The sequence below is a fragment of the Rhodococcus (subgen. Prescottella) equi genome (assembly GCF_003013675.1).
Lineage (GTDB): Bacteria > Actinomycetota > Actinomycetes > Mycobacteriales > Mycobacteriaceae > Prescottella > Prescottella equi.
On record NZ_CP027793.1, the window covers coordinates 5,226,407 to 5,251,559 of the forward strand.

General features: G+C 69.0%; 23 protein-coding genes. 12 read left to right on the top strand and 11 right to left on the bottom strand.

The genetic code is table 11. The annotated features are described in order from the left end of the window. Positions 1–91 precede the first annotated feature (91 nt). From C7H75_RS24250 to C7H75_RS24270, 5 genes are all read left to right on the top strand, one after another. Complete coding sequence (locus tag C7H75_RS24250; RefSeq protein ID WP_005516657.1) at positions 92–655, top strand: NUDIX hydrolase; 564 nt, start codon at positions 92–94, stop codon at positions 653–655. After that, positions 652–3,129, top strand: coding sequence for a glycoprotein (locus C7H75_RS24255; RefSeq protein WP_081183813.1), 2,478 nt, complete (start codon positions 652–654; stop codon positions 3,127–3,129). The genes C7H75_RS24250 and C7H75_RS24255 overlap by 4 nt, the downstream gene beginning before the upstream one ends. 365 nt (positions 3,130–3,494) lie before the next feature. Next, on the top strand, positions 3,495–7,256 hold the full coding sequence (locus tag C7H75_RS24260) for a lipid II flippase MurJ (RefSeq protein ID WP_106852066.1): 3,762 nt from the start codon (positions 3,495–3,497) through the stop codon (positions 7,254–7,256). A gap of 60 nt (positions 7,257–7,316) precedes the next feature. Then, on the top strand, positions 7,317–7,898 hold the full coding sequence (gene sigM, locus C7H75_RS24265; protein WP_005516652.1) for an RNA polymerase sigma factor SigM: 582 nt from the start codon (positions 7,317–7,319) through the stop codon (positions 7,896–7,898). A gap of 64 nt (positions 7,899–7,962) precedes the next feature. After that, positions 7,963–8,730 (top strand): RsmA family anti-sigma factor, encoded by a 768-nt coding sequence (locus C7H75_RS24270; RefSeq protein WP_013417689.1) that lies wholly within the window; start codon positions 7,963–7,965, stop codon positions 8,728–8,730. Positions 8,731–8,736: 6 nt separating this feature from the next. Here C7H75_RS24270 and C7H75_RS24275 read toward each other — a convergent pair whose 3' ends face one another. Next, positions 8,737–9,357, bottom strand: a complete 621-nt coding sequence (locus tag C7H75_RS24275; protein ID WP_081121849.1) for a helix-turn-helix domain-containing protein — start codon at positions 9,355–9,357, stop codon at positions 8,737–8,739. A 225-nt stretch (positions 9,358–9,582) separates the two neighbouring features. On the opposite strand from C7H75_RS24275, the gene C7H75_RS24280 reads away from it, so the two are divergent. From C7H75_RS24280 to C7H75_RS24305, 6 genes are all read left to right on the top strand, one after another. Continuing rightward, positions 9,583–10,710 carry an ABC transporter permease gene (locus C7H75_RS24280; protein ID WP_005516646.1) on the top strand — a complete coding sequence of 376 codons (1,128 nt, stop codon included), beginning with the start codon at positions 9,583–9,585 and terminating at the stop codon, positions 10,708–10,710. Further along, a complete protein-coding gene (locus C7H75_RS24285; RefSeq protein ID WP_005516644.1) occupies positions 10,707–11,432 on the top strand; it encodes an ABC transporter ATP-binding protein in 726 nt (241 codons plus the stop codon). The genes C7H75_RS24280 and C7H75_RS24285 overlap by 4 nt, the downstream gene beginning before the upstream one ends. Before the next feature lie 30 nt (positions 11,433–11,462). After that, on the top strand, positions 11,463–12,056 hold the full coding sequence (locus C7H75_RS24290) for a TetR/AcrR family transcriptional regulator (protein ID WP_005516643.1): 594 nt from the start codon (positions 11,463–11,465) through the stop codon (positions 12,054–12,056). Positions 12,057–12,262: 206 nt separating this feature from the next. Continuing rightward, a complete protein-coding gene (gene trxB / locus C7H75_RS24295; RefSeq protein WP_064076442.1) occupies positions 12,263–13,252 on the top strand; it encodes a thioredoxin-disulfide reductase in 990 nt (329 codons plus the stop codon). Positions 13,253–13,304: 52 nt separating this feature from the next. Then, a complete protein-coding gene (gene trxA, locus C7H75_RS24300; protein ID WP_013417694.1) occupies positions 13,305–13,628 on the top strand; it encodes a thioredoxin in 324 nt (107 codons plus the stop codon). Between the two features lie 142 nt (positions 13,629–13,770). After that, positions 13,771–14,973 carry an N-acetylmuramoyl-L-alanine amidase gene (locus C7H75_RS24305; RefSeq protein ID WP_005516639.1) on the top strand — a complete coding sequence of 401 codons (1,203 nt, stop codon included), beginning with the start codon at positions 13,771–13,773 and terminating at the stop codon, positions 14,971–14,973. Between the two features lie 49 nt (positions 14,974–15,022). Here C7H75_RS24305 and C7H75_RS24310 read toward each other — a convergent pair whose 3' ends face one another. From C7H75_RS24310 to rsmG (C7H75_RS24325), 4 genes are all read right to left on the bottom strand, one after another. Beyond that, a complete protein-coding gene (locus C7H75_RS24310) occupies positions 15,023–15,712 on the bottom strand; it encodes a hypothetical protein (protein WP_022598717.1) in 690 nt (229 codons plus the stop codon). 234 nt (positions 15,713–15,946) lie between these two features. Continuing rightward, positions 15,947–17,098, bottom strand: coding sequence for a ParB/RepB/Spo0J family partition protein (locus C7H75_RS24315; protein WP_084924176.1), 1,152 nt, complete (start codon positions 17,096–17,098; stop codon positions 15,947–15,949). A gap of 1 nt (position 17,099) precedes the next feature. Then, a complete protein-coding gene (locus tag C7H75_RS24320) occupies positions 17,100–18,107 on the bottom strand; it encodes a ParA family protein (protein WP_013417697.1) in 1,008 nt (335 codons plus the stop codon). A 70-nt stretch (positions 18,108–18,177) separates the two neighbouring features. Then, positions 18,178–18,858, bottom strand: coding sequence for a 16S rRNA (guanine(527)-N(7))-methyltransferase RsmG (gene rsmG / locus C7H75_RS24325; protein WP_106851958.1), 681 nt, complete (start codon positions 18,856–18,858; stop codon positions 18,178–18,180). A 1,227-nt stretch (positions 18,859–20,085) separates the two neighbouring features. Here rsmG (C7H75_RS24325) and C7H75_RS24330 point away from each other — a divergent pair. After that, positions 20,086–21,048: an esterase/lipase family protein gene (locus C7H75_RS24330; protein ID WP_064059512.1), complete on the top strand. Its 963-nt coding sequence runs from the start codon at positions 20,086–20,088 to the stop codon at positions 21,046–21,048. A gap of 55 nt (positions 21,049–21,103) precedes the next feature. Here C7H75_RS24330 and rsmG (C7H75_RS24335) read toward each other — a convergent pair whose 3' ends face one another. From rsmG (C7H75_RS24335) to rpmH, 6 genes are all read right to left on the bottom strand, one after another. Next, the gene (gene rsmG / locus C7H75_RS24335; RefSeq protein WP_060934534.1) at positions 21,104–21,790 is read right to left on the bottom strand and encodes a 16S rRNA (guanine(527)-N(7))-methyltransferase RsmG; all 687 of its coding nucleotides are present in this window, start codon (positions 21,788–21,790) and stop codon (positions 21,104–21,106) included. 93 nt (positions 21,791–21,883) lie between these two features. Continuing rightward, the gene (locus C7H75_RS24340) at positions 21,884–22,435 is read right to left on the bottom strand and encodes a Jag family protein (protein WP_005516625.1); all 552 of its coding nucleotides are present in this window, start codon (positions 22,433–22,435) and stop codon (positions 21,884–21,886) included. Between the two features lie 20 nt (positions 22,436–22,455). Beyond that, positions 22,456–23,547, bottom strand: coding sequence for a membrane protein insertase YidC (gene yidC, locus C7H75_RS24345; RefSeq protein ID WP_005516624.1), 1,092 nt, complete (start codon positions 23,545–23,547; stop codon positions 22,456–22,458). Between the two features lie 75 nt (positions 23,548–23,622). Further along, complete coding sequence (gene yidD / locus C7H75_RS24350) at positions 23,623–23,961, bottom strand: membrane protein insertion efficiency factor YidD (RefSeq protein WP_005516623.1); 339 nt, start codon at positions 23,959–23,961, stop codon at positions 23,623–23,625. Then, positions 23,958–24,335: a ribonuclease P protein component gene (rnpA, locus tag C7H75_RS24355; protein WP_080559294.1), complete on the bottom strand. Its 378-nt coding sequence runs from the start codon at positions 24,333–24,335 to the stop codon at positions 23,958–23,960. The genes yidD and rnpA overlap by 4 nt, the downstream gene beginning before the upstream one ends. A gap of 26 nt (positions 24,336–24,361) precedes the next feature. After that, on the bottom strand, positions 24,362–24,505 hold the full coding sequence (rpmH, locus tag C7H75_RS24360; RefSeq protein ID WP_005516618.1) for a 50S ribosomal protein L34: 144 nt from the start codon (positions 24,503–24,505) through the stop codon (positions 24,362–24,364). Between the last annotated feature and the right edge of the window lie 648 nt (positions 24,506–25,153).

Sequence of the window (25,153 nt, forward strand, 5' to 3'; positions counted from 1 at the left end):
AACGCACCTCCGGCGAGGACGCCGCGCGGTCCGGCCCGGCCTCTGGCGTGGGAGTCCGGCAGGTCGCGCCGGGTCAACTACGATCGATGAGGTGTCCGCCGCCGAACGTGCCAACCGCAACCGCCGCTCCTCGCGGCGTCGTGGCACGACCGCGGATCCCGTCAAATCCAAGACCCCGCACCTGCGGACCGTCCGCGAAACCTCCGCCGGCGGACTGGTCGTCGACGGCCTCGGCGGGCCCGAGGACAAACTGTGCGCCGCCCTCATCGGCCGCACCGACCGGCGCGGGCGTCTGCTGTGGTCGCTGCCCAAGGGGCACATCGAGCAGGGCGAGACCGCCGAGCAGACCGCGATGCGCGAGGTCGCCGAGGAGACCGGCATCCGCGGCTCCGTCGTCGCCTCCCTCGGCAGCATCGACTACTGGTTCGTCACCGAGGGCCGGCGGGTCCACAAGACCGTGCACCACTATCTGATGCGGTCCCTCGGCGGTGAGCTGTCCGACGCCGACATCGAGGTCACCGAGGTCGCGTGGGTGCCGCTGTCGGAGCTGGATTCCCGGCTCGCCTACGCGGACGAACGCAAGCTCGCCGAGATCGCCGGCCAGCTCATCGCCGAGATGGGCGCCTCCCCGGTGAGGGAGACCGACGCCGAATGACCCTGGCATCGCGTCCCGCACGGAGACGACCCGGTGCCGCGATCCACACGGTGCTGGCGCTCGTCCTGATACTGATCGGCGCCGTCACCGGAACCGCCGCAGTCGGTGTGGCGACCGCGCAGCCGCTGCCGGCGGGCTCGCCCGCCCGCGCCGACGCCGCGCCGATCCCGGACCGCACGCAGACCACGAAGGCACGCAGCCAGCCCAAGTTCCTCGAACTGCACATCGACGACGTCGCCCCGTCGACCGTCACCACGACGTCCGATCCCGTCGTCACCGTCACGGGCACCGTCGCGAACATCGGCGACCGCCCGGTGACCGACGTCGGCGTGCGGTTGCAGCGGGCGCCCCGCGTCGATTCGAGTGAGGAACTGCGCACCTCACTCGACATGGATCAGGGCGAGTTCGACGTCGTGGGCCCCTTCGTGCAGGTTGCCTCCGAACTGGCCGAGGGTGAGCGCAAGCAGTTCGTGCTGTCCCTGCCGCTGCGCTCGCTCACCGGCTCGTCGCTCGACGTCACCGAGCCCGGGGTCTACCCGCTCCTGGTGAACGTGAACGGCACCCCCGAGTACGGCGGCCAGGCCCGACTCGACGACGCCCGTTTCCTGCTCCCGGTGCTCGGGCTGCCGCGGGCCGCCGGTAGCGCCCCGGAGACCACACCCCAGGTCACCGAGAACTCGCCCACCGCGCCGGTGCCGCCCGACACGTCCGCTCCCGTGGCGCTGACGATGCTGTGGCCGCTCGCAGATCGGCCCAGGCTCGCGGCCGGGGTTCCGGGATCGGTCACCGAGAAGGTCCGGCTCGTCGACGACGAGCTCGCCGGCTCCCTGTCCTCGGGCGGCCGCCTCGACCAGCTCCTCGCCGCCGCCGAGTACGCGACCGGGCCGGACGTCGACCGGGACCGCCGCCTCACCGACAGCCTGTGCTTGGCCGTCGACCCGGATCTGCTGATCACGGTCAGCAACATGACGCAGGGCTATCTCGTCGTCGACGATCCGGCCGTGCCGAACGGGCCCGCCCGCGAGGGGACCGGATCGGCCGCCGCCGCCGCGTGGCTCGACCGACTGAAGGAACTCGCCCGCACGATGTGCATCACATCGGTGCCGTTCGGCCAGGTGGACCTGTCGGCGCTGAGCCGCGTCGACGAGACCTCGCTCACCGACAGCGCGCTGCGGGCGCCCGCCGACATCGTCGACTCGATCCTCGGCGTCACCTCGCTACGGAACGTCACCTGGCCCGACTCCGGCGTCCTCGACGACGCGTCCGCGCAGCTGCTGCACGGGATCGGACCGACGACGACGCTGCTGGCCGCCAACGCCGTCGAGTCGTCGGCCACGGCGGGCAGCAAGGTCGTCGTGGCCGGCGGGGGAGCGGACGCCGTCACCGCCGGACTGTTCGACGTCTCCACCGGCGCGGCCCTCGCGGCGGTCGGCGCGGACCCACAGACACCGTCGTACGTGCCGGACCGCGCGCGCTACAACGTGGACGGCGATTCGCGCACCGCCCGCCTGCAGGACGCGCTGGGTGCGATGTCGTGGACGGCTCTGCAGTCGGCGGGATCCACCGAGGGTTCCGCCCGGCGAGTGAACCAACCACCCGACCGGCCGATGCTGATCGTGCCGCCGCAGCTGTGGTCGGCGGACGGCGACGAGGCCGCCGCCGTCCTGTCGACGGCGTCGACGTTGCTGCGCTCGGGTCTGGCCACCCCCAAGCCGCTGGCGCGGGTCGCCGAGCAGCCGCCGACGTCCCCGGACCCCTCGTCCCTGGCGTATCCGGAGCAGGCGATCGTCGAGGGGACACCCCAGTCGGTCGAGAAGGGAGTGGGTGCGCAGGCACCGCGGATCGACGAACTGATGGACGCCCTCGTCGACGATCCGCAGGCGGCGCTGACGCCGACCCGGTTCCTCGCCCCGCTGCGCGAGGACCTGCTGCGTGCCATGACGCTGGCCGGGCGCAGCGAACAGAACGGTGCCGACGTCGCGGCCGACACGGTCGCGCAACAGCGGGTCGACGCGGTCGCCACCACGATCGACGGGATGTACGCGTCGGTGACGATCCTGGCGCCGGGCGGCGTGTACACGCTGGCATCGGAGCAGAGCCCGCTGCTGCTGGTGGCCCGCAACGAACTGCCCGTCGCTATCACCGTGCAACTGCGGGTCGACGCCCCCGCCGAGATGCACATCACCGACATCGGGCCGCAGCAGTTGCCGCCGCGGGGGAGCCGGTCGCTGCAGGTTCCCGCCGAGATCGCCGACTCCCGCACCATGGTGGTCGACTTCTCACTCGCCACGGAAAGCGGCCAGAGCCTGGGCGAACAGACGTCCGTCACGGTGCGGTCGAATGCGTACGGTCAAGCTTTGGCGATAATTACGGCGTGCGCTGGTGCACTTCTGCTGTTCCTGGCCGGGCGACGACTCTGGCACCGGTTCCGTGGCCAGCCCGATAAAGCCGACGAAGGGTATGAACGTCCATGACCGAGAACTCTCGCGACGAGGGCGCTCGGTCGTCGGCGCGGCCGGAACCGTGGAACCGCGGTCCTGCCCCCGATCGCCGTTCCCCTGAGCAGCCCGCCCGACGCCCGGTCCCGCCGCCGCAGAACGGCCCGGTCCCGCCCGGCGCGCCACGCCGGATGCCGCCGCGCCCGATGCCGGGCGCACCGCGTCCCGTGCCCCCCGGAGCGCAGCGACCTGGTCAACCCGGAGCCCAGCGACCCATGCCTCCAGGCGGACCGCGCCCGATGCCTCCCGGCGGACCGCGCCCGATGCCTCCCGGCGGACCGCGCCCGATGCCGCCGGGCATGCGACGCCCGCAGCCCCAGGGCGGCCCCCGCCCGCAGCCGATGCCGCCGCGCGCGGCCGCGACCCAGGCCGTCCCCCGGCCGGCCCAGCCGCGTCCGGCGGTCGAGAACGCACCCGAGCAGGCGTCCGAGCCGACGGCGAAGAAGCAGCAGAAGGGCCTGCTGGCGGCCACGGGATCGATCGCGATCGCGACCCTGATCAGCCGCATGACCGGGTTCCTCAAGCAGCTGCTGCTGCTGACCGCGCTCGGTCCCGCGGTCGCCAGTGCCTTCACGGTCGCCAGCCAGATCCCGAACATGATCTCCGAGCTGGTGCTCGGCGCGGTGCTCACCGCGATCGTCGTGCCGGTGCTGGTGCGCGCCGAACGTGAGGACCCCGACCAGGGTGCGGCGTTCGTCCGAAGACTCTTCACGGCCGCCCTGGCCCTGCTGGGGACGGCCGCCCTGTTCGCGACCGCGGCCGCGCCGATCCTCACGACGCAGGTCTTCCTGCCGGACGACGGCGAGGTCAACACCGCCCTCACCACGGCGCTGTGTTTCCTGTTGCTGCCGGCGATCCTGTTCTACGGCCTGTCCGCGCTGCTCACGGCGATCCTCAACACCCGCCAGGACTTCAAACCGGGTGCGTGGGCGCCGGTCCTGAACAACCTGGTGGTGCTCGGCATCCTCGCCGCGTACTGGCTGATCCCGGGTGAGATCTCGCTCGACCCGGTCCGGATCAGCGACCCGCACCTGCTGCTGCTGGGTCTGGGCGTCACCGCGGGTGTCGTGACGCAGGCGGTCAGCCTGATCCCGGCGATCAAGCGCAACGGCATCTCGCTGCGCCCGCTGTGGGGTCTCGACGACCGCCTCAAGCAGTTCGGCGGGATGGCCGTCGCGATCGTGCTGTACGTGCTGATCAGTCAGGCGGGCATGGTCTTCGCGACCCGTGTCTCGGCGCACGCCGACGAGGCCGGCCCGGCGATCTACAACAACGCCTGGCTGCTGCTGCAGCTGCCGTACGGCGTCCTCGGCGTCACGGTGCTCACCGCGATCATGCCGCGGCTGAGCCGCAACGCGGCCGCCGACGACACCCCCGCCGTCGTCGACGACCTGTCGGTGGCCACCCGTCTGACGATGATCGCGCTCATCCCGGTCATCACGTTCCTGACGTTCGCGGGCCCCCAGGTGGGCCACGCGCTGTACGGCTACGGCAACTTCGGGGCCGGTAACGCCGAGCGGCTCGGCGAGGCGGTCAGCTGGTCGGCGTTCACGCTCATCCCGTACTCGCTGGTGCTGATCCACCTCCGCGTCTTCTATGCGCGCGAGCAGGCCTGGACCCCGACCTGGATCATCCTCGGCATCACCGGTGTGAAGATCGCGCTGTCGGCGCTGACGCCGCTGGTGGCCGCGGACAACCAGCAGGTGGTGATCCTGCTCGGCGCCGCGAACGGTGTCGCGTTCATCGCGGGCGCGTTCATCGGCGGCTTCCTGCTGCACCGCAGCCTCGGCGACCTGAGGATGGCGAACGTCGGCAAGACGGTGTGGCTGGTGCTGCTCGCGTCCGCGGCCGGTGCGGTCGCGATGTTCGCGGCCGACAAGCTGCTCGGGCTCGAGAAACTGTCCGACTCGTTCGGCGGGCCGGGCGCGATGGTCCGCGTCGCGATCACCGGCGCGATCATGCTGGTCGTCACGTTCGTCCTGATGTGGCTGGCGAAGGTGCCCGAGGTGATGGCCGTGACCGTCGCGGTGGGCCGCAAGGTGTCGGCGCTGCGCGGCCGCGGCGGCGGAGCGGACGAGGACACCACCGCGGCACCGCAGCCGTACGAGGCTGATACCGAACTGATTCCGGTTGTCCGGGACCTGCCGCGGTCACTCGATAGGCCCGATGGCCTCCCGTACCCTGGACGCAGCGAGGCATACGTCGGCGCGGATTACATTCCCGACGAGTTCATTGAAGGAGCGAGTGTGAGCGACGACGACGGTGCCGGCAAGCGCAACGGTACGTCCACCGACGTCGAGGACGGCACCACCAAGGTGGTGAACGCCGATGGCGCTTCGACGGATTCGTCGGACGAGCAGCCGGACGCCACCACGTCGAACGAAACCGGCTCGGCGGCAGAGTCTTCCGACGCGTCGGATGCGGACCCGCAGGCGGAGGACGCCGACCGGACGTCGGATCGCCGTCGCCGCGCCCGGGATCTGAACGTCGACACCGGCGTCTTTCCGATCGGTTCGCCGCAGCTTCCGCCGTTGCGCGTCACGGGCGCGGTCTCCGAGCCCCGCCGCCCGCTGCGCGGACCCCAACTGGTGCCGGGCGCCTCGGTCGCCGGCGGCCGCTACCGGCTGCTGGCACCGCACGGAGGCGCCCGTGGGCTGCAGTTCTGGCAGGCCCTCGACATCAAGCTCGACCGCGAGGTGGCGCTCACGTTCGTCGATGCCGATCAGCAGGCCGAAGGTCCGGCCGCTACCGGCCCCGATGGGCCGCAGGCGATCCTGTCGCGCACGCTGCGCCTGGGACGGATCAATTCGCCCGGCCTCGCCCGCGTGCTCGACGTGGTCCGAGGTTCCTCGGGCGGCATCGTCGTCGCCGAGTGGACGCCGGGTCGCTCGCTCAAGGAGATGGCGTCCACCCAGCCGTCACCGATCGGCGCCGCCCGCGCCGTCCGCGCTCTCGCCGGGGCGGCCGAGGCCGCGCACCGCGGCGGCAGCGCGCTGTCCGTCGACGACCCCGACCGCATCCGGATCAGCGCGGCGGGCGACGCAGTGCTCGCGTTCCCCGGCACGCTCTCCGACGCCGACCCGGCCTCCGACGTGCGCGGACTGGGCGCGATGCTGTACGCGCTCATCACCGACCGCTGGCCGCTCGACGGCCCGGGCAACCGGCCCGACGACGGCGACGCGATGCTCCCGGCGGACCGGGACGCGTCGGGCCGTCCGGTCGAGCCGCGCGAGGTGCGCCCGGACGTGCCGTTCGAGATCTCCGCGGTGGCGGCCCGCGCGCTGGGCGGCGACAGCGGAATCCGTGCGGCGGGAACGGTGCAGCACATTCTCGACCAGGCGACGGTCGTCGACCAGAAGACCGACCTGATGCCGGCGCTGCGCCTGGGCCAGCGGGCGCCCGGCAGCACCGGGCACGCACTGCCGGAGGATCCCGAGACGGCGGCCGCCGAGAAGCAGAAGTCGGACCGCACACTCATCGCGCTCGTGTCCCTCGGTGTGCTGACCGTGGTGGTGCTCGCCCTGATCGGCTGGTGGCTCGTGAGCCTGCTGACGGGCGGCAACTCCGACGAACCGCTCAACAAGCAGAACCTGGGCCTGACGACGTCCGCCGTGGCGCCCGAGCCGTCGTCGGAGGCGTCGCCGTCCGCTGCGCCGTCCGCGACCACGACGGTCCGGCCCGTGAACGCGGCCGTGTTCTCGCCGCAGGGCACCCCGGACAATGCCGCGAACGCCGGTATGGCGATCGACGGCAACCCGGCGACGGTGTGGAACACCGATGCGTACTTCCAGCCGTTCCCGGCGCTCAAGAACGGCGTGGGGCTGATGGTGACGCTCCCCGACGCGGCGAAGCTGACCAGCATGCAGATCACCTCGCCCACGCCGGGCACCCAGGTGGAGATCCGCACGGCGCCGTCCCCGAACACGTCGCTGGACCAGACGCGGGTCATCGGGAACGCCACCCTCAAGGACGGTGTGACGGAAATCCCACTCACCGCGGAGGGCGCCACCAAGAACGTCCTCGTGTGGATCACCGATCTGAGCGCAACGAGCGGAAAGAACCAGTCCGGCATCGCCGAGGTCGCGTTCACCGCGGCGTCCTGACATACCGTCCGACCCGATCCGGCACGGCATGTCGGGCAACCGATCAGCTAGCATCCGCCGGTGCGAATCTTCAGGGGGGTCGCCAAAGCTGGTCTGTCGGATTCGGAACTCTTGGCAGCGCACGCGTCGGGTGATGGGGACGCGTTCGCGGAGTTGCTGAATCGGCACTACGACCATCTCTGGCACGTTGCGAGGAGAACGAGTTACACGGCCGAGGACGCCGCGGACGCGCTGCAGGAGGCGCTGCTGTCGGCGCATCGGACGGCGGGCTCGTTCCGAGAGGACGCGGCCGTGCGCAGCTGGCTGCACACGATCGTGGTGAACGCGTGTCTCGACCGGATCCGGCGCAACCGGGTGCGGCAGACGGTGTCGCTGTCGAACGACGACGCGGAGGATCCGGGCGACGACCGCGACCGCATCTCCGAACGCGAGACGTCGATCCTCGTCGACCAGGCCCTGCAGCGGCTCTCCCCGGACCAGCGGGCGGCCGTCGTGGCGGTCGACATGGAGGGTTATTCGGTGGCCGAGGCCGCCCGGCGGCTCGGCGTGCCCGAGGGGACCGTCAAGAGCCGCTGTGCACGCGCCCGTACCAAGCTCGCATCTCATTTGGAATACTTGCGCGATGTAGGGAACCGATCTTGATTCTCCCGCGTCAGAACAGATTGAAGGCACAATCGTGCCCCGGGAACTGCGGGTAGGAGGTGAGATGACGCTCCACGACGACGACGCCGTTCTCGGCCCCCCGTTCTCCACCGATCTGCTCGCCGACCTGCACGCCGGTGTCCTTCCCGACGCCGTGAGCGACAAGCTGTGGCCGCTCGTCCGGCAGGACCCGGAGGCGGTGGCCGTGCTCGACGCGCTCGACGCGGTCAGCGCGCGCCTCGCCGAGGTCGGCCGCGATCACAGCGTCGAGACACCAATTCCTCACGACGTCGCGGCGCGCATCAATTCGGCGCTGGGGCTGAATGTTTCGGCACCTCGTTCCGACGTCGTGCCGCTGGCCGACGCCACCGCGAAGCGGCGGAGAATGGCCTGGCTCGGCGTCGCGGCCGCGTCGATGGCTGCGGCGGTGGCGGTCGTCTTCGCCCTCACCGGCGTCGACCGCTCCGGCTCCACGGGGCCCGAGGCCGTCGCGTCGGCCACCACTACTGCGCCCGACGTGGCGCCGGCCCGGGTCGAACTGAGCGGCGAGCTGGATCGCGGGCAGCTCCTCGCACTGGTCGGAGATACGGAATCCGCTGCCGACGGAGTCGGAGCCCTCGCCCGCCCGGAGGTGCGGTCGGCCTGCCTGTCGGCCGTCGGTGTCGGCGCCACCCGGCCCGTCCTGGGTATGCGTGCCGTGCGCTTCCAGGACACCGACGCCGTGCTGTTGCTGGTCGCGGGGCCCACCCCGCCCACCCTCCTCGCGCTGGTCGTCGGCACCGGCTGCGACGCGACGCACCCCGACCTGATCGACAGCACCGAAATCGGCTGAACCGAACTATCTTTCGGACTGGGGTCGACGTCGCTCCGCGACCGGCGCGAGCAGTTCGAGGATGCGCGCTCGCAGCTCGGGCGTGGCATCGTCGCCGACGATCAGGCTCGAGAACAGGGCCGATCCCGCGGCCATCACCAGCACCGCTCGGGCGTCGAGCAGATCCCGACGCCGCTCATCCTCCGACTCACCCGGCCCCGCGTGCGCCGCGAAGAGCTCGGCCGCCGGTCCACTGAACCCTTGCCACAACGCTTTTCGGAGGTCGTCGTGATCCCGCAGGGCCGCCAGCAGTCCCGGCGCGGCGGCCCGGACGTCGGGGCGCGAGAAGATCTGCGCACTGCCGGCGACCACCCAGTCGATCCAGCCGGCGCGGTCGGTGCCCTCGAACGGCGCGAGGTCGGGGGTCGATCCGAGGATGGAGTCCAGCACCAGGTGCGCCTTGGACGGCCAGCGCCGCGACAGCGCCGCCCGGCTGACGCCCGCCCGGGTCGCGATTGCACGCAGGCTCAACTGGTCCCAGCCGACCTCCACGAGCATGTCGCGGGTCGCCGCGAGGACCTCGGCGTCGATTCTCGGGTCGCGGGGCCGTCCGGACTGGACGGAACTGCCGTTCACGTGTGCACTCATCGCCTCGAATTGTCGGCCACGGACAGCCCGTTGCGCCATCCTCTCGGTTTGCGAAGCCGGCCGCCTCTTCTGTGCGCGGTGCGGCGAGAGGAACGTCACGACTGTTACCGACACGGTGTTGGTATATTTGCCGACAGGCCGTCGGGAAGATGTCGATTCGTCGAGCATCGCGGGCGGTTGTCGTCAACACCCCACAAACACCCCACACCGACCAGGAGTTCGAGAATGTTCCTCGCCCTGCGGGAGCTACGGTTCGCGCGTTCCAGATTCGGCCTGATGGGTGGTGTCATCGCTCTCATCTCCGTGCTGATGGTGCTGCTGTCCGGCCTGTCCTCCGGCCTCGTCGAGGACGGCGTTTCCGGCCTGAAGGCCACGCCCGTCGACGGGTTCGCCTTCAACGAGGGGACCAAGACAGACTCGGCCTTCTCGCGCAGCGTCGTCACCGACACGCAGGTCGAGGCCTGGCGCGAGCAGCCCGGCGTCGAAGAGGCCGCGCCCTTCGGCAACATGCTCGTCAACGCCCACAACGACAAGGACGTCCCCGTCGACCTCGCGCTGTTCGGCGTCCCGGTCGACTCCTTCCTCGCGCCGAGCGCCGCGCAGGGGACAGGCCTCGGCGATCCGAACGGCATCGTCGTCAGCAAGAGCGCACTCGACGAGGGCGTCGCGCTCGGCGACACCGTCACGATCGATCGCCTCGGCACCGAGCTGAAGATCGTCGGCATCACCGAGGGCAAGCAGACTTTCGGCCACGTCGATGTCGCGTACCTGCCGATCGAGATGTGGCGCCAGCTGCATTCCGGCGTACGCCCCGGCGAGCCCGTGCCCGCCCAGTCGATGACGGAATCCACCGCGGTCGCGCTGAAGGCCGAGCCGGGTGCGACGCTCGACTACGCGGCCGGTGACGCCGCCGCCGGAACCTCGACGGTCGCGCTCGAGGACTCGTTCGCGTCGTCGCCCGGCTACAGCGCCGAGACCATGACCCTCAACCTGATCAAGGTGTTCCTGTACGCGATCTCCGCGCTCGTCGTCGGTGCGTTCTTCACCGTCTGGACGATCCAACGCAAGCACGAGATCGCCGTCATGCGGGCGATGGGTGCCTCCACCGGCTACCTGCTGCGCGACGGCCTGGCGCAGGCGTTCATCCTGCTGCTCGGCTCCGTCGCCGTCGGTGCCGCCGTCGGATACGGCTTCGGATCGCTGATCGGCGGGGGAGTGCCGTTCCTGCTCGAGCCCGGCGCAGTCGCCGTCGCCGCCGTCCTGCTGATGGTGCTCGGCCTCGTCGGTGCCGCGATCGCGATCGTCCGCATCGCGTCGGTCAATCCGTTGAACGCGCTGGGAGGCCAGCGATGAGCGCCGGAAAGGACTCCGCCGTGACCACGTCCGCAGAAACCCGTATCGACACTGCCGCGCTGGAGATCGTCGACGCGAACCTGACCCTCGGCGACGGTGAGCAGACCGTCACCGCACTGGACGGTGTGAGCCTGACCGTCCGCCCCGGCGAGATGGTGGCCGTCGTCGGACCGTCGGGCTCCGGCAAGTCGAGCCTGCTGGCCGTCGCCGGCGCACTCACCACTCCCGACTCGGGCGCCGTCCGTGTGGGCGGCCACGACCTGCTGACGATGAAGAAGTCCGAGGCGGCGAAGTTCCGGCTCGAACAGATCGGCTTCGTCTTCCAGAGCGGCAACCTCATCCCGTCGCTCACCGCCGCCGACCAGCTGCGCCTGGTGTCGCACCTCGGCAACACGAAGGGCCGGAAGTTCCGCGACCCGCTCGCGCTGCTCGAGCAGGTGGGCCTGGCCCACAAGGCCGACCGCCGTCCCGATCAGCTCTCCGGCGGCGAGCGTCAGCGGGTGGGCATCGCTCGCGCGCTGGTGTCGACACCGTCGCTGCTGCTCGTCGACGAACCCACCGCGGCCCTCGACCGGGCCCGCAGCCACGAGATCGTGCAGCTGCTGGCGCGCGAGACCCGGGAATCGAAGGTCGGGACCGTCATGGTGACTCATGACTACGATGTCCTCGACTATTGCGACCGCGTGGTCGAGATGACGGACGGGCGGCTCACACCGCGATAGTCCGGAAGATCCCCAGCGAGAGGAGGGCACGTGCCGCGGATCAATGCACCCACCGTCGGTGAGCATCGAGCCGCCCAGCAACGTGCCCTCCTCGACGCTGCCCGCGAGGTCCTCGCCGAAGGGGCCACCGACATCCCGTCGTTCGGTGAGGTGGCCGCTCGGGCCGGGCTCGCGCGGTCGAGCATGTACCAGTACTTCAAGTCCCGTCAGCACCTGCTCGAGGCGCTCATCGAGGACGCCTTCCCCCGATGGTCGGCCCGCGTCGCCGCAGCCATGGCACATGCCGGCGCCCCGGAGCGCCGGGTTCTGGCGTACATCGACGCGAACCTCGACCTGGTCGCGGAGGGGGAACACGCCATCGCGACCGCGCTCGCGCAGCTGGCGCCCGGACCCGAGATCAACGCCAAGAGTCGCGCGATGCACGACGACCTCTACACCCCGCTGTCCGACGCGCTGCGCGAGCTGGGCGCGTCCGACGTCCCGGCCATGTCCGAGCTGATCAACGCGGTGCTGCACGCCGCGACCCGCCAGGTGGAGCGCGGCGAGGACGTCGAACAGGTGCGACGTACCGCCGCCGACCTCGTCCGGCCGTACGTCGCCGACCTCGCCCGGCGGGCCGACTGAGCGCACCCGCGCCCTATGACGCGCTCCACACGTCTGGTTCCACGTGAAACGTTCGACAGCGGGGTCCCGTCGCGGCACACCCCCGCAGGGAACAACAGCCACTAATCTGTTGTTGACCTGACCGACTCCGCGAGCCACGCCTTCCCGGGCGCGTCCGCGTGAGCTATCGACACGAACGCAGCGCAGGACAGACAGGAAAGGCCCGCATGACTACTCCGACCACGGTCCGTGACCTCATCATCGTCGGCTCCGGACCCGCCGGGTACACGGCCGGCGTCTACGCCGCCCGTGCGGAGCTCGAGCCCCTGCTCTTCGAGGGCACCCAGTTCGGTGGCTCGCTGATGACCACCACCGAGGTGGAGAACTTCCCCGGGTTCCGGGAGGGCATCATGGGCCCGGATCTCATGGACGAGATGCGCGAGCAGGCCAAGCGTTTCGGCGCGGACATCCGCACCGAGGACGTCGAGGAGATCGAGCTGGACGGGCCGGTCAAGAAGGTCGTCGCGAACGGCGAGACCTACTACGCACGCGCCGTCATCCTCGCGATGGGTGCCGCCGCGCGCTACCTCGGCATCCCGGGCGAGGAGCGCCTGCTCGGTCGCGGTGTGAGTGCCTGCGCCACCTGTGACGGCTTCTTCTTCCGCGACCAGGACATCGTCGTGGTCGGCGGCGGCGACTCCGCGATGGAGGAGGCCACGTTCCTGACCAAGTTCGCCCGCAGCGTCACCCTCGTGCACCGTCGCGAGGAGTTCCGCGCGTCCCGGATCATGCTCGAGCGCGCCAAGGCGAACGAGAAGATCCGCTTCGTCACCAACGCCGAACCGGTCGAGGTGCTGGGCGAGAACAGCGTCACCGGCCTCGTCATCCGCGACACCGTGACCGGCGAGCAGTCCACGCTCGACGTCACCGGCATGTTCGTCGCGATCGGCCACGACCCGCGCAGCGAGCTCGTCAAGGGCCAGGTCGACGTCGACGACGCCGGCTACGTCAAGGTGCAGTCGCCCACCACCGCCACCTCCGCCGCGGGTGTCTTCGCGGCCGGCGACCTGGTGGACCACACCTACCGTCAGGCCATCACCGCGGCCGGAACCGGCTGTTCCGCCGCGATCGACGCCGAGCGCTGGCTGGCCGATCAGGGCGACATCACCGACAACACCCTGGCCGCCGCGGGCGAACCCGTCGCCGTCGACGCCTGATCTGCTCGACCCCTTCCGTCAACCCACCCGGATCAGATCCCAGGAGGATTCTGTGGCGAACACCATCACCATCAACGACGACTCGTTCAAGCAGGACGTTCTCGACGCCGAGAAGCCCGTGCTCGTCGATTTCTGGGCCACCTGGTGCGGCCCGTGCAAGATGGTCGCCCCGGTCCTGGAGGAGATCGCCGGTGAGCACGGCGACAAGCTCACGATCGCCAAGCTCGACATCGACCAGAATCCGGGCGCGGCCCGCGACTTCCAGGTGATGTCCATCCCCACGATGATCCTGTTCCAGGGCGGCAAGCCCGTGAAGACGATCGTCGGCGCGAAGGGCAAGGCCGCGCTGCTCAAGGACCTCGCGGACGTCCTCTGACGCGTCCCGTTCGACCCGTTGGACCCTTTGCCGGGCCACAGTGTGACCACAGCCTTGTCACACTGTGGCCCGAGCAGATTTCCGGGGCCGAGCGCCGTCTGAGAGAATCGACAAACGTACGCGCAACGAAAGGCCCGCGAGCATGCAGCTACTCCGTCACGGCGATCACGGCCCCGCCGTCGCCGAGATTCGGGGTACTTTGACCGGCCTGGGCTTCCTCCACAACGGGGTGGCCGAGACGCAGCGCGAGTCCGTCAACGGCTCGCACTGGGTGTCACCCGACGCAATGTTCGACCACCATCTCGATTCCGCGGTCCGGGCATTCCAGCAGCAACGTGGGCTGCTCGTCGACGGCATCGTGGGTCCGGCAACGTACCGCTCCCTCAAGGAGGCGTCGTACCGGCTCGGTGCCCGCACCCTCATCTACCAACTGTCGGCGCCGCTGTACGGCGACGACGTCGCCGCGCTGCAGACGCGCCTGCAGGACCTCGGCTTCTACGTCGGACGCGTCGACGGCTACTTCGGGCCGAAGACGCACGAGGCGCTCAGTTCGTTCCAGCGTGAGATCGGCATCGCCGCCGACGGCATCTGCGGTCCCGCGACGCTGCGGTCGCTGGAACTGCTCGGCACCCGCGTCTCCGGCGGTTCCCCGCACGCGATCAGCGAGGAGGAGTTGGTCCGCCGCTCCGGCCCGCAGCTGAGCGGCAAGCGGATCGTCATCGATCCCGGGCTCGGCGGCGCCGACACGGGCCTGGTCGTGCAGACCCCGAACGGCCCGGTCAGCGAGGCCGACATCCTGTGGGATCTGGCGAGCCGGCTCGAGGGCCGGATGGCCGCGACCGGGATGGAGACGTTCCTGTCCCGGCCCCAGCACGCCAATCCGTCCGAGGCCGAGCGTGCCGAGACGTCCAACGGCTTCGACGCCGATCTCATGATCGCGCTGCGCTGCGACAGCCACTCCAGCCCCGCCGCGAGCGGCGTGGCCAGCTACCACTTCGGCAACTCGCACGGATCCACCTCGATGATCGGACAGATCCTCACCGGGTTCATCCAGCGCGAGATCGTGGCCCGAACTCCTTTGCGGGACTGCAGGACTCACGGCCGTACCTGGGAACTGTTGCGGCTCACCAAGATGCCCACCGTTCAGGTCGACATCGGTTATCTCACAAACGAATCCGACGTGCGGGTACTCACGGATCCGCGGTCGCGGGACACGATCGCCGAAGCAATCCTGATCGCCGTCAAGCGCCTGTACCTACTGGGACAGGACGACGCCCCGACGGGCACGTTCACGTTCGCCGAGCTGCTCGCCGAGGAACTGTCGAGCGCACCGCAGGCGCGCTGACCCTCCCACAGCTGGACCTGCCCGACTGCCGGGACGCCCGAAAAGCCCTCTAGCGGACCGCTACAGGGCTTTTCTCGTCGATGTCGAGCATCGACAGGGCCGCGACCTCCAGGAGGCGATCCAGGGCCGCCTCGACGTCCGCCTTCCACAGGTGGTCGCGATCGAGCTCGAGGCGAAGCCGCGGGAAGCGGTGGTGGGGCGCGATCACCTCGAAGCCGACGTCCTCGAGGAAATCGGCGCTGATCATGCATTCCTGCGGGGAGCAGTCCAGCGCCGCGGTCGCAGTCGGGACGTCGCTGGGTGCCTCGCCCCGGATACCGAACGCCTCGAGCGCCCGGACACCGCGTCGGACGAGATCACCGACGGCAGCCTGGATCAGCGTCGCACCGAGACCGTGCTCGTCGCCGATCGGTTCGAGCCGCATCGTGGTGAGCAGCACCGCGTCGGCGCTGACGGGGGAGGTGGGAAACAGGTCGGCACGCGGAACCATGCTCGGCGGCGCGTACAGCGCGCATCCGGCCGGCTTGTCGTCGACCATCGCCACCTGACCGCACGATCCCCACTGGAGCATGACCATCGACAGCCACGCTTCCTTCTCGAACTCGGGATCGTAGAAGTTGCCGGTCTCGCGCGCCGCGCGGACCGCGGCGGGATCGGTCTCCCAGAAGACGCATCGCCGGGCATGTGAGGACAGTTTGTCGAGACCGTCCAGGGTGAGAGACGTGACGCTAGTCGACACCGTGTACGCCAGCCTCCATGCCCCCAGCCTCCAGACCACTCGGGGAGGTTCACCCGCCTCGACGGAACTATCCCCTCCAGAATAGGGGATAGTTCCGTCGGCGGCGCGACAGTCGGACTTGCCCCGCGCGCCCGTCCCGCGTCCCGGGCGCGACACTGCCGTGTCCGGTTCCCGACCGGGCACCACGACCGGTTATGTCACTGTGACGTATCGCCCCGGGGCGCCGGGGCGATGTCAGCTACCCGCCTGCTGCTCCATCATCTTCACGATGCGCTCGAGGTCGTCCACCGAACCGAACTCCACGGTGATCTTGCCCTTGCGCTTGCCGAGGCTCACGGTGACGCGGGTATCGAACGAATTCGACAGCCGCTCGGCGACATCCTGCAGGCCCGGCATCTGGATCGGCTTGCGCTTCACCGGCGGGGTAGGGGAGGGGCCCTCACGGTTGGCGAGCATGACCGCTTCCTCGGTGGCGCGGACCGACATGCCCTCGGCGACGATGCGTGCCGCGAGCACCTCCTGAGCGTCGGCGCCGGCCTCGAGCGACAGCAGCGCCCGTGCGTGCCCCGCGGACAGGACGCCCGCCGCGACCCGCCGCTGCACCGGAATCGGCAACTTGAGGAGTCGGATCATGTTGGTCACAACCGGACGCGAACGTCCGATCCGGGACGCCAACTCCTCGTGGGTGACCTCGAACTCCTCGAGGAGTTGCTGGTACGCGGCTGCCTCTTCGAGCGGATTGAGCTGCACCCGATGGATGTTCTCCAGCAGCGCGTCACGAAGCATGGAGTCGTCGGTGGTCTCGCGGACGATCGCGGGGATCGTCTCGAGCCCGGCGAGCTGGCTGGCCCGCCACCGACGCTCGCCCATGACGAGCTGGTACTGCTCCGGTCCGATCCGGCGCACCACGATCGGCTGCATGAGACCGAACTCGCGGATCGAGTGCACCAGCTCGCCGAGCGCCTCCTCGTCGAAGACGCTGCGCGGCTGCTTGGGGTTGGGCTGGATCTGCAGCGGCGGGATCTCGTGGTACACCGCCCCGGTGGGGGAGAGGGGCTCGCCGTCGGTACGGACGGCGGGCGCCGGCGTGGGCGCGGTGGCCACCACGTCGTCGGACGACGCCGCCTTCGCCGCGGTCTTCGACGCCGCCTTCGCGGGTGCCTTGGCCGGCGCCTTCTTGGCGGGCTTCGACGCCTTCGCCGGCGCCTCCGTCTCCGCCGCGGTGTCGGCTGCGGTCTCGACCGCGGCGGCGTCGGTGGTCGGGGCGGAGGTGCCGATGATGACGTCCGCGGCGGCGGTCCCGAGACCCGGCCCGCCGCCCGCGGGCCCGGTGGGGATCAGTGCGGCCAGCCCGCGTCCGAGGCCGCCCTTGCGTGTCTGCGCCATCTCACTGCTCCTGAGTGTTGGTGGACATGCTGCGCGCCGCGAGTTCGCGGCCGGCGTCGAGGTAGCTCATGGCGCCCCGGGATCCGGGGTCGTAGTCGAGGACCGTCATGCCGTAGCCGGGGGCCTCCGACACCTTGACGCTGCGCGGGATGACCGCCCGCAGCACCACGTCACCGAAGTGCTTGCGCACCTCCTCGGCAACCTGGTCGGCCAGCTTGGTTCGGGCGTCGTACATCGTCAGCAGGACGGTCGACACGTGCAGATCGGGGTTGAGATGCGCCTGGACGAGCTCGATGTTGCGGAGCAACTGCCCGACACCCTCGAGGGCGTAGTACTCGCACTGGATCGGGATCAGCACCTCCTTCGCGGCGACCATCGCGTTGACCGTCAGCAGTCCGAGGGACGGTGGGCAGTCGATGAGGATGAAGTCGAAGTCGAGGTCGGCCAGCGCCTTCTCCGACAGCGCGTTCTTGAGCCGGTTCTCGCGCGCCACCATCGAGACGAGTTCGATCTCGGCGCCGGCCAGGTCGATGGTCGCGGGGATGCAGTAGAGGCGCTCGTTGTGCGGGCTCTGCTGGATCGCCTCCTTCGCCGTCACCTCACCGAGGAGCAGTTCGTAGCTCGACGGCGTCCCCGACGTGTGCGGGACGCCGAGCGCAGTGCTCGCGTTGCCCTGGGGGTCGAGGTCGACGACGAGGACGGTGAGTCCCTGGATCGCCAGCGCGGACGCAAGGTTGACGGTGGACGTCGTCTTGCCGACACCGCCCTTCTGATTGGCGATAGTGAAGACGCGACGTTCGGGTGGTCGAGGCAGGCTCACCGACCCCGGGTGGAGCACCTGGCTGGCTCGCTGCGCGGCTGCCCCGATCGGCGTGTCCGCGAGCGAGATCCCGGAATAGGGGGAGTGGGCATAACCGTCTCCGCTGCCGCCGTTCGGCGCGTCGGACGACGTTGAGGTTTCACGTGAAACTGTTTCCCGTGAAACGGCGGACTCCGATCCAGCCGACATCTACTGCTCCTTCACTTGATGACCACTCATGCGGTAATTCTCAACCCTCGAGCCCTCGAAAGCCCGCAACTCAGCGGTGCCGACGACCGTGTTGGGCAACACGCTCCGCGCTCACCACGATCGTCGGCACCGGCAGTGCTTCGACACCACACTCGACGACGTCCAGCTTGCCAGCCCCCAGCCGCGTGAGGGAAGCGCGGTCGCGGGAGATCTCCTCCGCTGCACTCGAACCCTTCAACGCCAACATCTGACCACCGACCCGCACCAACGGCAACGACCACCGCGCCAACTTCTCCAACGGCGCCACCGCCCGCGACGTCACCACATCCGCGCCGCCGACCTCCTTGACGACACCGGGTTCCTCGGCCCGCCCCCGCACGACCCTCACGTTGTCGAGTCCGATGTCGTCGACGATCTCCTGTAGGTACACCGACCGCCGCAGCAACGGCTCCACCAACGTCACCCGCACATCCGGACGCGCAATCGCCAACGGCACACCCGGCAACCCCGCACCCGAACCCACATCCACCACAGACTCGTTCGCCCCCACCAACTCACCCAACACACCACAATTGAGCACATGCCGCGACCACAACCGCGGCACCTCCCGCGGACCGATCAACCCCCGCACCACACCATCCGACGCCAACGACGCGTGATACGCCTCCGCCAACGGCGCCCGCTCACCGAACACCCGAGCCACCGCACCAACCACATCCCACTGCTCATCAACCAGTTCCACGTGAAACATCCTCCCCAACCCACCACCACACAACAAACCCGGGCAGGCGTTGCCGCACGGGGTGAGCTCGTCGTGTGCGTCGCCCGATTCAGTGGGGGAGTGTCCGGCAGGGTGTTTCACGTGGAACACCGCGCGGGGATACGGCGACCGTTTCACGTGAAACGGTCGCCCCTCGGCGCCCCTCTGACGTCTGCCGGCGGTCGATCACGACCCTTTCGACGGCCACGCCGAGCAAAACTCGGAACCGTTTGTCACAGTGACGAAATCGCCCGGTACCCCCGGGTGGGTGTACGACGCGGGCGCTCGGCCAAACCTGCTTGATCTCGCTATTTCCTTGCCGTACAACATGATTCACGTGAAACAAGGCGGCCCGCCCGAAACGGCCCGCGCGGGCCCGGGTCGTCGCGCTTCGGTCGGCCGGAAAGCGCACTTTCGACGAGCCGGCGACAAGAACCCCTCCGGAGCGGAGATGAAAGCGGAGGAGGACCGCGGCGGCAGCTCCACGTGGGACTCATTTGCCGGCGGTCCGGATGCCGCCACTGCGGGAGTCCGCGAACCGTACCCCGCCGGACTACGCTCGCGTGCCGCACTAGTCCATGGAGTCGGCGCCCCCGATCCGACGACGCGTCGTGCCCGCCAGCTCAGGACCACCCGGCCGCGTCATGCTCGTACACGACACGAGTGCCGATCGAATCGACGCGGCACAGGTGCGGTCCGAGCAACACGACGGGGAGACTCGGGGGCGGCGGACCACCTGCACGACTCGACGCGTCTCACGAAGGTGCACCAGGGACGGGTTGCACGCCCCGGGTGTCGACGGCCCTCGGCATCGTCATGCACGCCTTGTCTTCGCGGCGTCCCCACCACTTAGCTCTACTCGCCTGCAGGGTCGCACCGTCCCGACACCTTCGATCCGGGACAGTCGTGACCGGTGCAGGGGAGGGGAGGATCATCACGTTGATTCACGTGAAACACGTCGGACGTCGCTTCGGTCGCCACGCCGACGCGACATCCGTGGGCCCCAATGCCGGATTTTGCTGTCACAGTGACGAAACACCAGGAGGTTCATGGACAGGCAGGCGACGCCGCCGGTCCACCCGGTACAACCGTGTGGATTTATCCCTGTCGCACAACATGATTCAGGTTTACGGCGAATGGATTCTCCGAATCAACTCCCAGAAACCGCCCGACCCGTACTGTTCCCTTCGAACCGGGCAACTCGAGGGGGCAGACACCATGACAGTTACACAGCAACCACGCAGATGGCGGACGGCGATCGCCGCAGCACTTACGCTCGTCGCATCCGTCGTCACCGTCGGGATGTCTCCCGCGGCGGCGAGCGCGCGAGAGCCGTACCCGGTGCCCTACTTCCTCTTCGTGCAGGACGAGTTCACCAACCCCGGCGGATCCGCGGCAGGATCCAACGACTGGTCGTGCAAGCCGACCGCGGAACACCCGAACCCCGTGGTGCTCGTCCACGGCACTGCCGGCAATCGACTCAACAACTGGACCACGTTTGCACCGCTGCTCGCCAACGAGGGCTACTGCGTCTTCGCGCCGACCTTCGGCAACTACGCAGACCAGCCGTACCCGATCAGCGCAATCGGGGGGATGCTCCGCGCGGAGGACAGCGCAGCCCAGATCGGCGCCTTCGTGGACGAGGTGCTCGCGGCGACCGGCGCGGAACGCGTGGACATCCTGGGTGTCTCACAGGGATCGGTCGTGCCCAACTACTTCGTCAAGTACCTCGGTGGCGCAGCCAAGGTCGACAAGTACATCTCGCTCGGTCCGGCGTGGAACGGCAGTGCCCTCACCGGACCTGACGGCGGCGCAACGCTCCTCGCGCTCGGCACCGACGATGCCCGTGGCGTGCTGCCGTTCTGCCAGGCGTGTGTCCAGTTCCTGCCCGCATCGCAGTTCATCGCGAAACTGCACGAGGGCGGCCTGTACGCACCGGAAGTCACCTACACCAACATCATGACCCGTTACGACGAGGGCATCTGGCCGTACACCAGTGGCTACGTGGAGGGCCCCAACGCGACGAACATCGTAGTCCAGGACGGATGTTCGCAGGACTACTCGGACCATATCGCGCTCTTGGCCTCCCGCGTCACAGCCGGCCATGTGCTCAACGCACTGGATCCGGACCATCCCCGGCCCGTGCCGTGCGTGTTCGTCGCGCCGTTCGTGGGTGGTTGACCGCGTCACGACCGAATCGGCGGTGGGGGAGGGGAGGGGTCGGGGCGATGCGGACTCAGCGGCGCTGGCCGCGATGACGATGGTGCGCAACGCGTTCGGCACTCACCACGATCGTCGGCACCGGCAGCACATTGCCACCGCACTCGAGCACTTCGAGTTTCCCGGCGCCGAGTCGGGTCAGCGCCGCGCGGTCGCGGGAGATCTCCTCCGCTGCACTCGAACCCTTCAACGCCAACATCCGACCACCGACCCGCACCAACGGCAACGACCACCGCGCCAACTTCTCCAACGGCGCCACCGCCCGCGACGTCACCACATCCGCGCCGCCGACCTCCTTGACGACACCTTCCTGTTCCGCGCGGCCGCGGACCACGGTGACGTTCGACAGCCCCACCGAGTCGACGAATTCCTGTAGGTACACCGACCGCCGCAGCAACGGCTCCACCAACGTCACCCGCACATCCGGACGCGCAATCGCCAACGGCACACCCGGCAACCCCGCACCCGAACCCACATCCACCACAGACTCGTTCGCCCCCACCAACTCACCCAACACACCACAATTGAGCACATGCCGCGACCACAACCGCGGCACCTCCCGCGGACCGATCAACCCCCGCACCACACCATCCGACGCCAACGACGCGTGATACGCCTCCGCCAACGGCGCCCGCTCACCGAACACCCGAGCCACCGCACCAACCACATCCCACTGCTCATCAACCAGTTCCACGTGAAACATCCTCCCCAACCCACCACCACACAACAAGAGAAAGGGCCGCGACTCCCCGGGGGAGTCGCGGCCCTTCCACGATTTTCGGGCGAGCCCGCTACGTCAGTCCTTGATAACGACGACGCGGCGGTTGGGCTCGGCGCCCTCGCTCTCGCTCGACACGCCGGCAACCTTCGCCACCGCATCGTGGACGATCTTGCGCTCGAACGGCGTCATCGGCGCCAGCGACTCACGCTCACCCGACTCCAGCACGCGCTCGGCGGCCTCCTTGCCCAGAGCGGAGAGCTCCGCACGACGACCGGCACGCCAGCCGGCGACGTCGAGCATCAGCCGGCTCCGGACGCCCGTGGACTGCTGTACCGCGAGGCGCGTCAGCTCCTGCAACGCGTCGAGAACCTCGCCCTTGCGGCCGACGAGCTTGGCCAGATCGTCACCGCCGTCGATGCTCACGACCGCCCGGTCGCCCTCGACGTCCAGGTCGATGTCGCCGTCGTAGTCGAGCACGTCGAGCAGCTGCTCAAGGTAGTCACCGGCGATCTCGCCTTCCTCGATGAGGTCGTCCTCGCCGTCGGTGGCCACATCAGGAGTCTCGACTACCACGTCCGTGTTCTCCCTGTCCTCACCCTCCCGGGCAATGTCCTGCTCACTGGTCATCGTCGATCTCTTTCTCGAGGTCAGCGCCGCTTGCGCTTGTTGCTCTTGGGACGGTTCGCGGCGGGCCGGGGTTTCGGCTTGGGCCGGTTACCGGCCGCACCTCCGCCCGAGCCCGAACTGCTCTCCGTGTCGTCCGTCGAGCCGGCATCCTCGGACTCCGCGTCTACGACGGGGGAGGACTGCTGCGCGGACGCCTTCTTCTTGTCGACCTTGGGGCGCGCTCCCGGCTTGGGGGCGTTGTCGGCCCGACGCTCGATCACGGCCTGCTTCTTCGCTGCTTCCTCCGCGTCGATGCGGCGGAAGACGATGTGCTGCTGCGCGTACGTCCAGATGTTGTTCGAGACCCAGTACAGGAGGATCGCGATCATCAGGAACGGGCCACCGACGAGCACGCCGAGCGGGAACACCCACAGCGCGAGCTTGTTCATGATCGCCGACTGCGGGTTGGCGGCGGCGGCCGCGCTCTGGCGGGCGACCGAGGCACGCGAGTTGAAGTGGGTCGCGACGGACGCGATGACCATGAGCGGGATCGCCACGGCCGCGATGTTCAGAACCGTCGGGACCGTGCCGTACAGACCGAACGCCTCGAGCTGTGCCTGCGGGGTGGTGATCGCAGCCGAGATCGGGGCACCGAACAGACGGGCACTCAGGAAGGACTGGACGTCGTCCGGGCTGAACGCGTAGTTGCCGATGGCGGCGTTCTGCTCCGGCGTCATGCCCAGCTGTCCCATACCGGTGCCGGTCCGGTTGAACGAACGCAGCACGTGGAACAGGCCGATGAACACGGGCGCCTGGAGCAGCACGGGCAGACAGCCCATCACGGGGTTGAAGCCGTGCTCCTTCTGGAGCTTCTGCATCTCCAGCGCCATACGCTGGCGGTCCTTGGAGTACTTCTTCTGCAGCGCCTTGATCTGCGGCTGCAACTCCTGCATCTGCCGGGTGGTGCGCACCTGCTTCACGAACGGCTTGTACAGAATGGCACGCAGCGTGAAGACGAGGAACATGACGGCCAGCGCCCAGGCGAAGCCGTTGTCCGGGCCGAGTACGGCGCCGAACACCTTGTGCCAGACCCAAAGGATCCAAGACACCGGATAGTAGATGAAGTCGAGCACGACTCTAAGCACTCCTCTGTTCGTCCACGTTCACCACGCCGTGGAGTTGGGCAAGTTCCGGGCGAGCGGGACGCGTCATTCCTGGCTCACATGGTGGAGGTGCCGTCCGCGTCGTTCCGGGACGGGATCCCACCCACCAGGGTGCCAGGGCGCGCACTTCGCGAGCCGCACGACAGTCAGTGCCGAGCCTTTGATCGCACCGTGGGTCCGCATCGCGTCGACCGCGTACTCGCTGCAGGTCGGCGTGAACCGACAGGTCGGCAGGCGGAGTGGGGACACGTACGTCCGGTACAGCTCGATGAGGAAGATCAGGACCCGCGCGGGGAAACTTCGCAGCGTGGTCCACACAGTGCCGAGAAACGACGACGAGCGCGGACCGGGCTCGGTCCGCGCCTCATCGTGTTCGCTGCTCATGCCGGCTTGCCTTCGTCAGCCAGCAGATCCATCCGTCGCAGGACCGATCGCAGCTGTTTGTCGAGTTCCCGGGAAGTTGCGGTCGCCGATCCCGGCAACGCGCGAATCACCACGTCGGTGTCGACGGGGAGAGTGTCGACCAAGCCGGCGCAGATATGACGAAACCGGCGGGCGACTCGATGACGAATCACCGCCGGTCCGACAGCCTTGCTCACGACGAGCCCGAAACGGGGCCCGTCGATGCTCACCAGGGTGTCGGTCGCACCACGCTCGCGAGCGTGGACGACCAGATCCCGTCTACCCATACGACGCCCGCCACGCACCGTCGCGGAGAAATCCGCGCGGCGACGCAGGCGGTACGGCTCAGGTAACACCCCGAGCTCCTGACGTCAGGATCGAATCAGGCGGTGAGCTCGGCGCGGCCCTTACGGCGACGCGCCGAAACGATTGCACGACCCGCACGGGTCCGCATACGAAGACGGAAGCCGTGAACGCGCGCGCGGCGGCGATTGTTCGGCTGGAACGTCCGCTTGCCCTTGGCCACGGTCAACACTCCTCGAAGATCGGTGACGCCGGACGGCGTCGGTCTAACATTTCACTGGAAATCGGGGGGCCACTCGCGGCATCCGGGGCACCGACCTGCGGTCAGCGCGCATCCTTCACCATCGGGTGACTGTTCGAGGGTACTGACCACCGGAGTCGAGGTCAAACCGGGGTCGGCGCCGGCTTGCGCGACGGGACGTCGGTGTGAGATTCGGGCGCCCGAATCCTTCGAATCGCAGTGAACCGACCTATCGGTTGTTACCGTCCGTGAATGGCCTTGTCGACCTGCGCGCACGTCTCGAGAAGTGGACCGCGCCGGCTGCGTGATCGCACCGCACTCGAGAAGCAGGACTGTAAGACAACTAACACCCCCGCCCGCGGCCCGGGTCCGGACCCGCGCAGGTAGGCGCGTCGCCCCTCGGGAAACCATTCCACCTGGTGAGAGCCTCGAGGGCTCGACGTGAGTGAACATCCCGAGCCGCCGAGCCCACACTCGAGCGTTGTCCACATCTGTGGATAATTGTGTGGAAACAGTGATCAGGTGGCATATTCGTTGCCCAGCAGTTCAGGGGTTCAGCCTCACCCGGGGGAGCTCAACAGACAACCACGGCAACCTGCCGAGCAGACCCGCAGACGGGGAGGACACAGA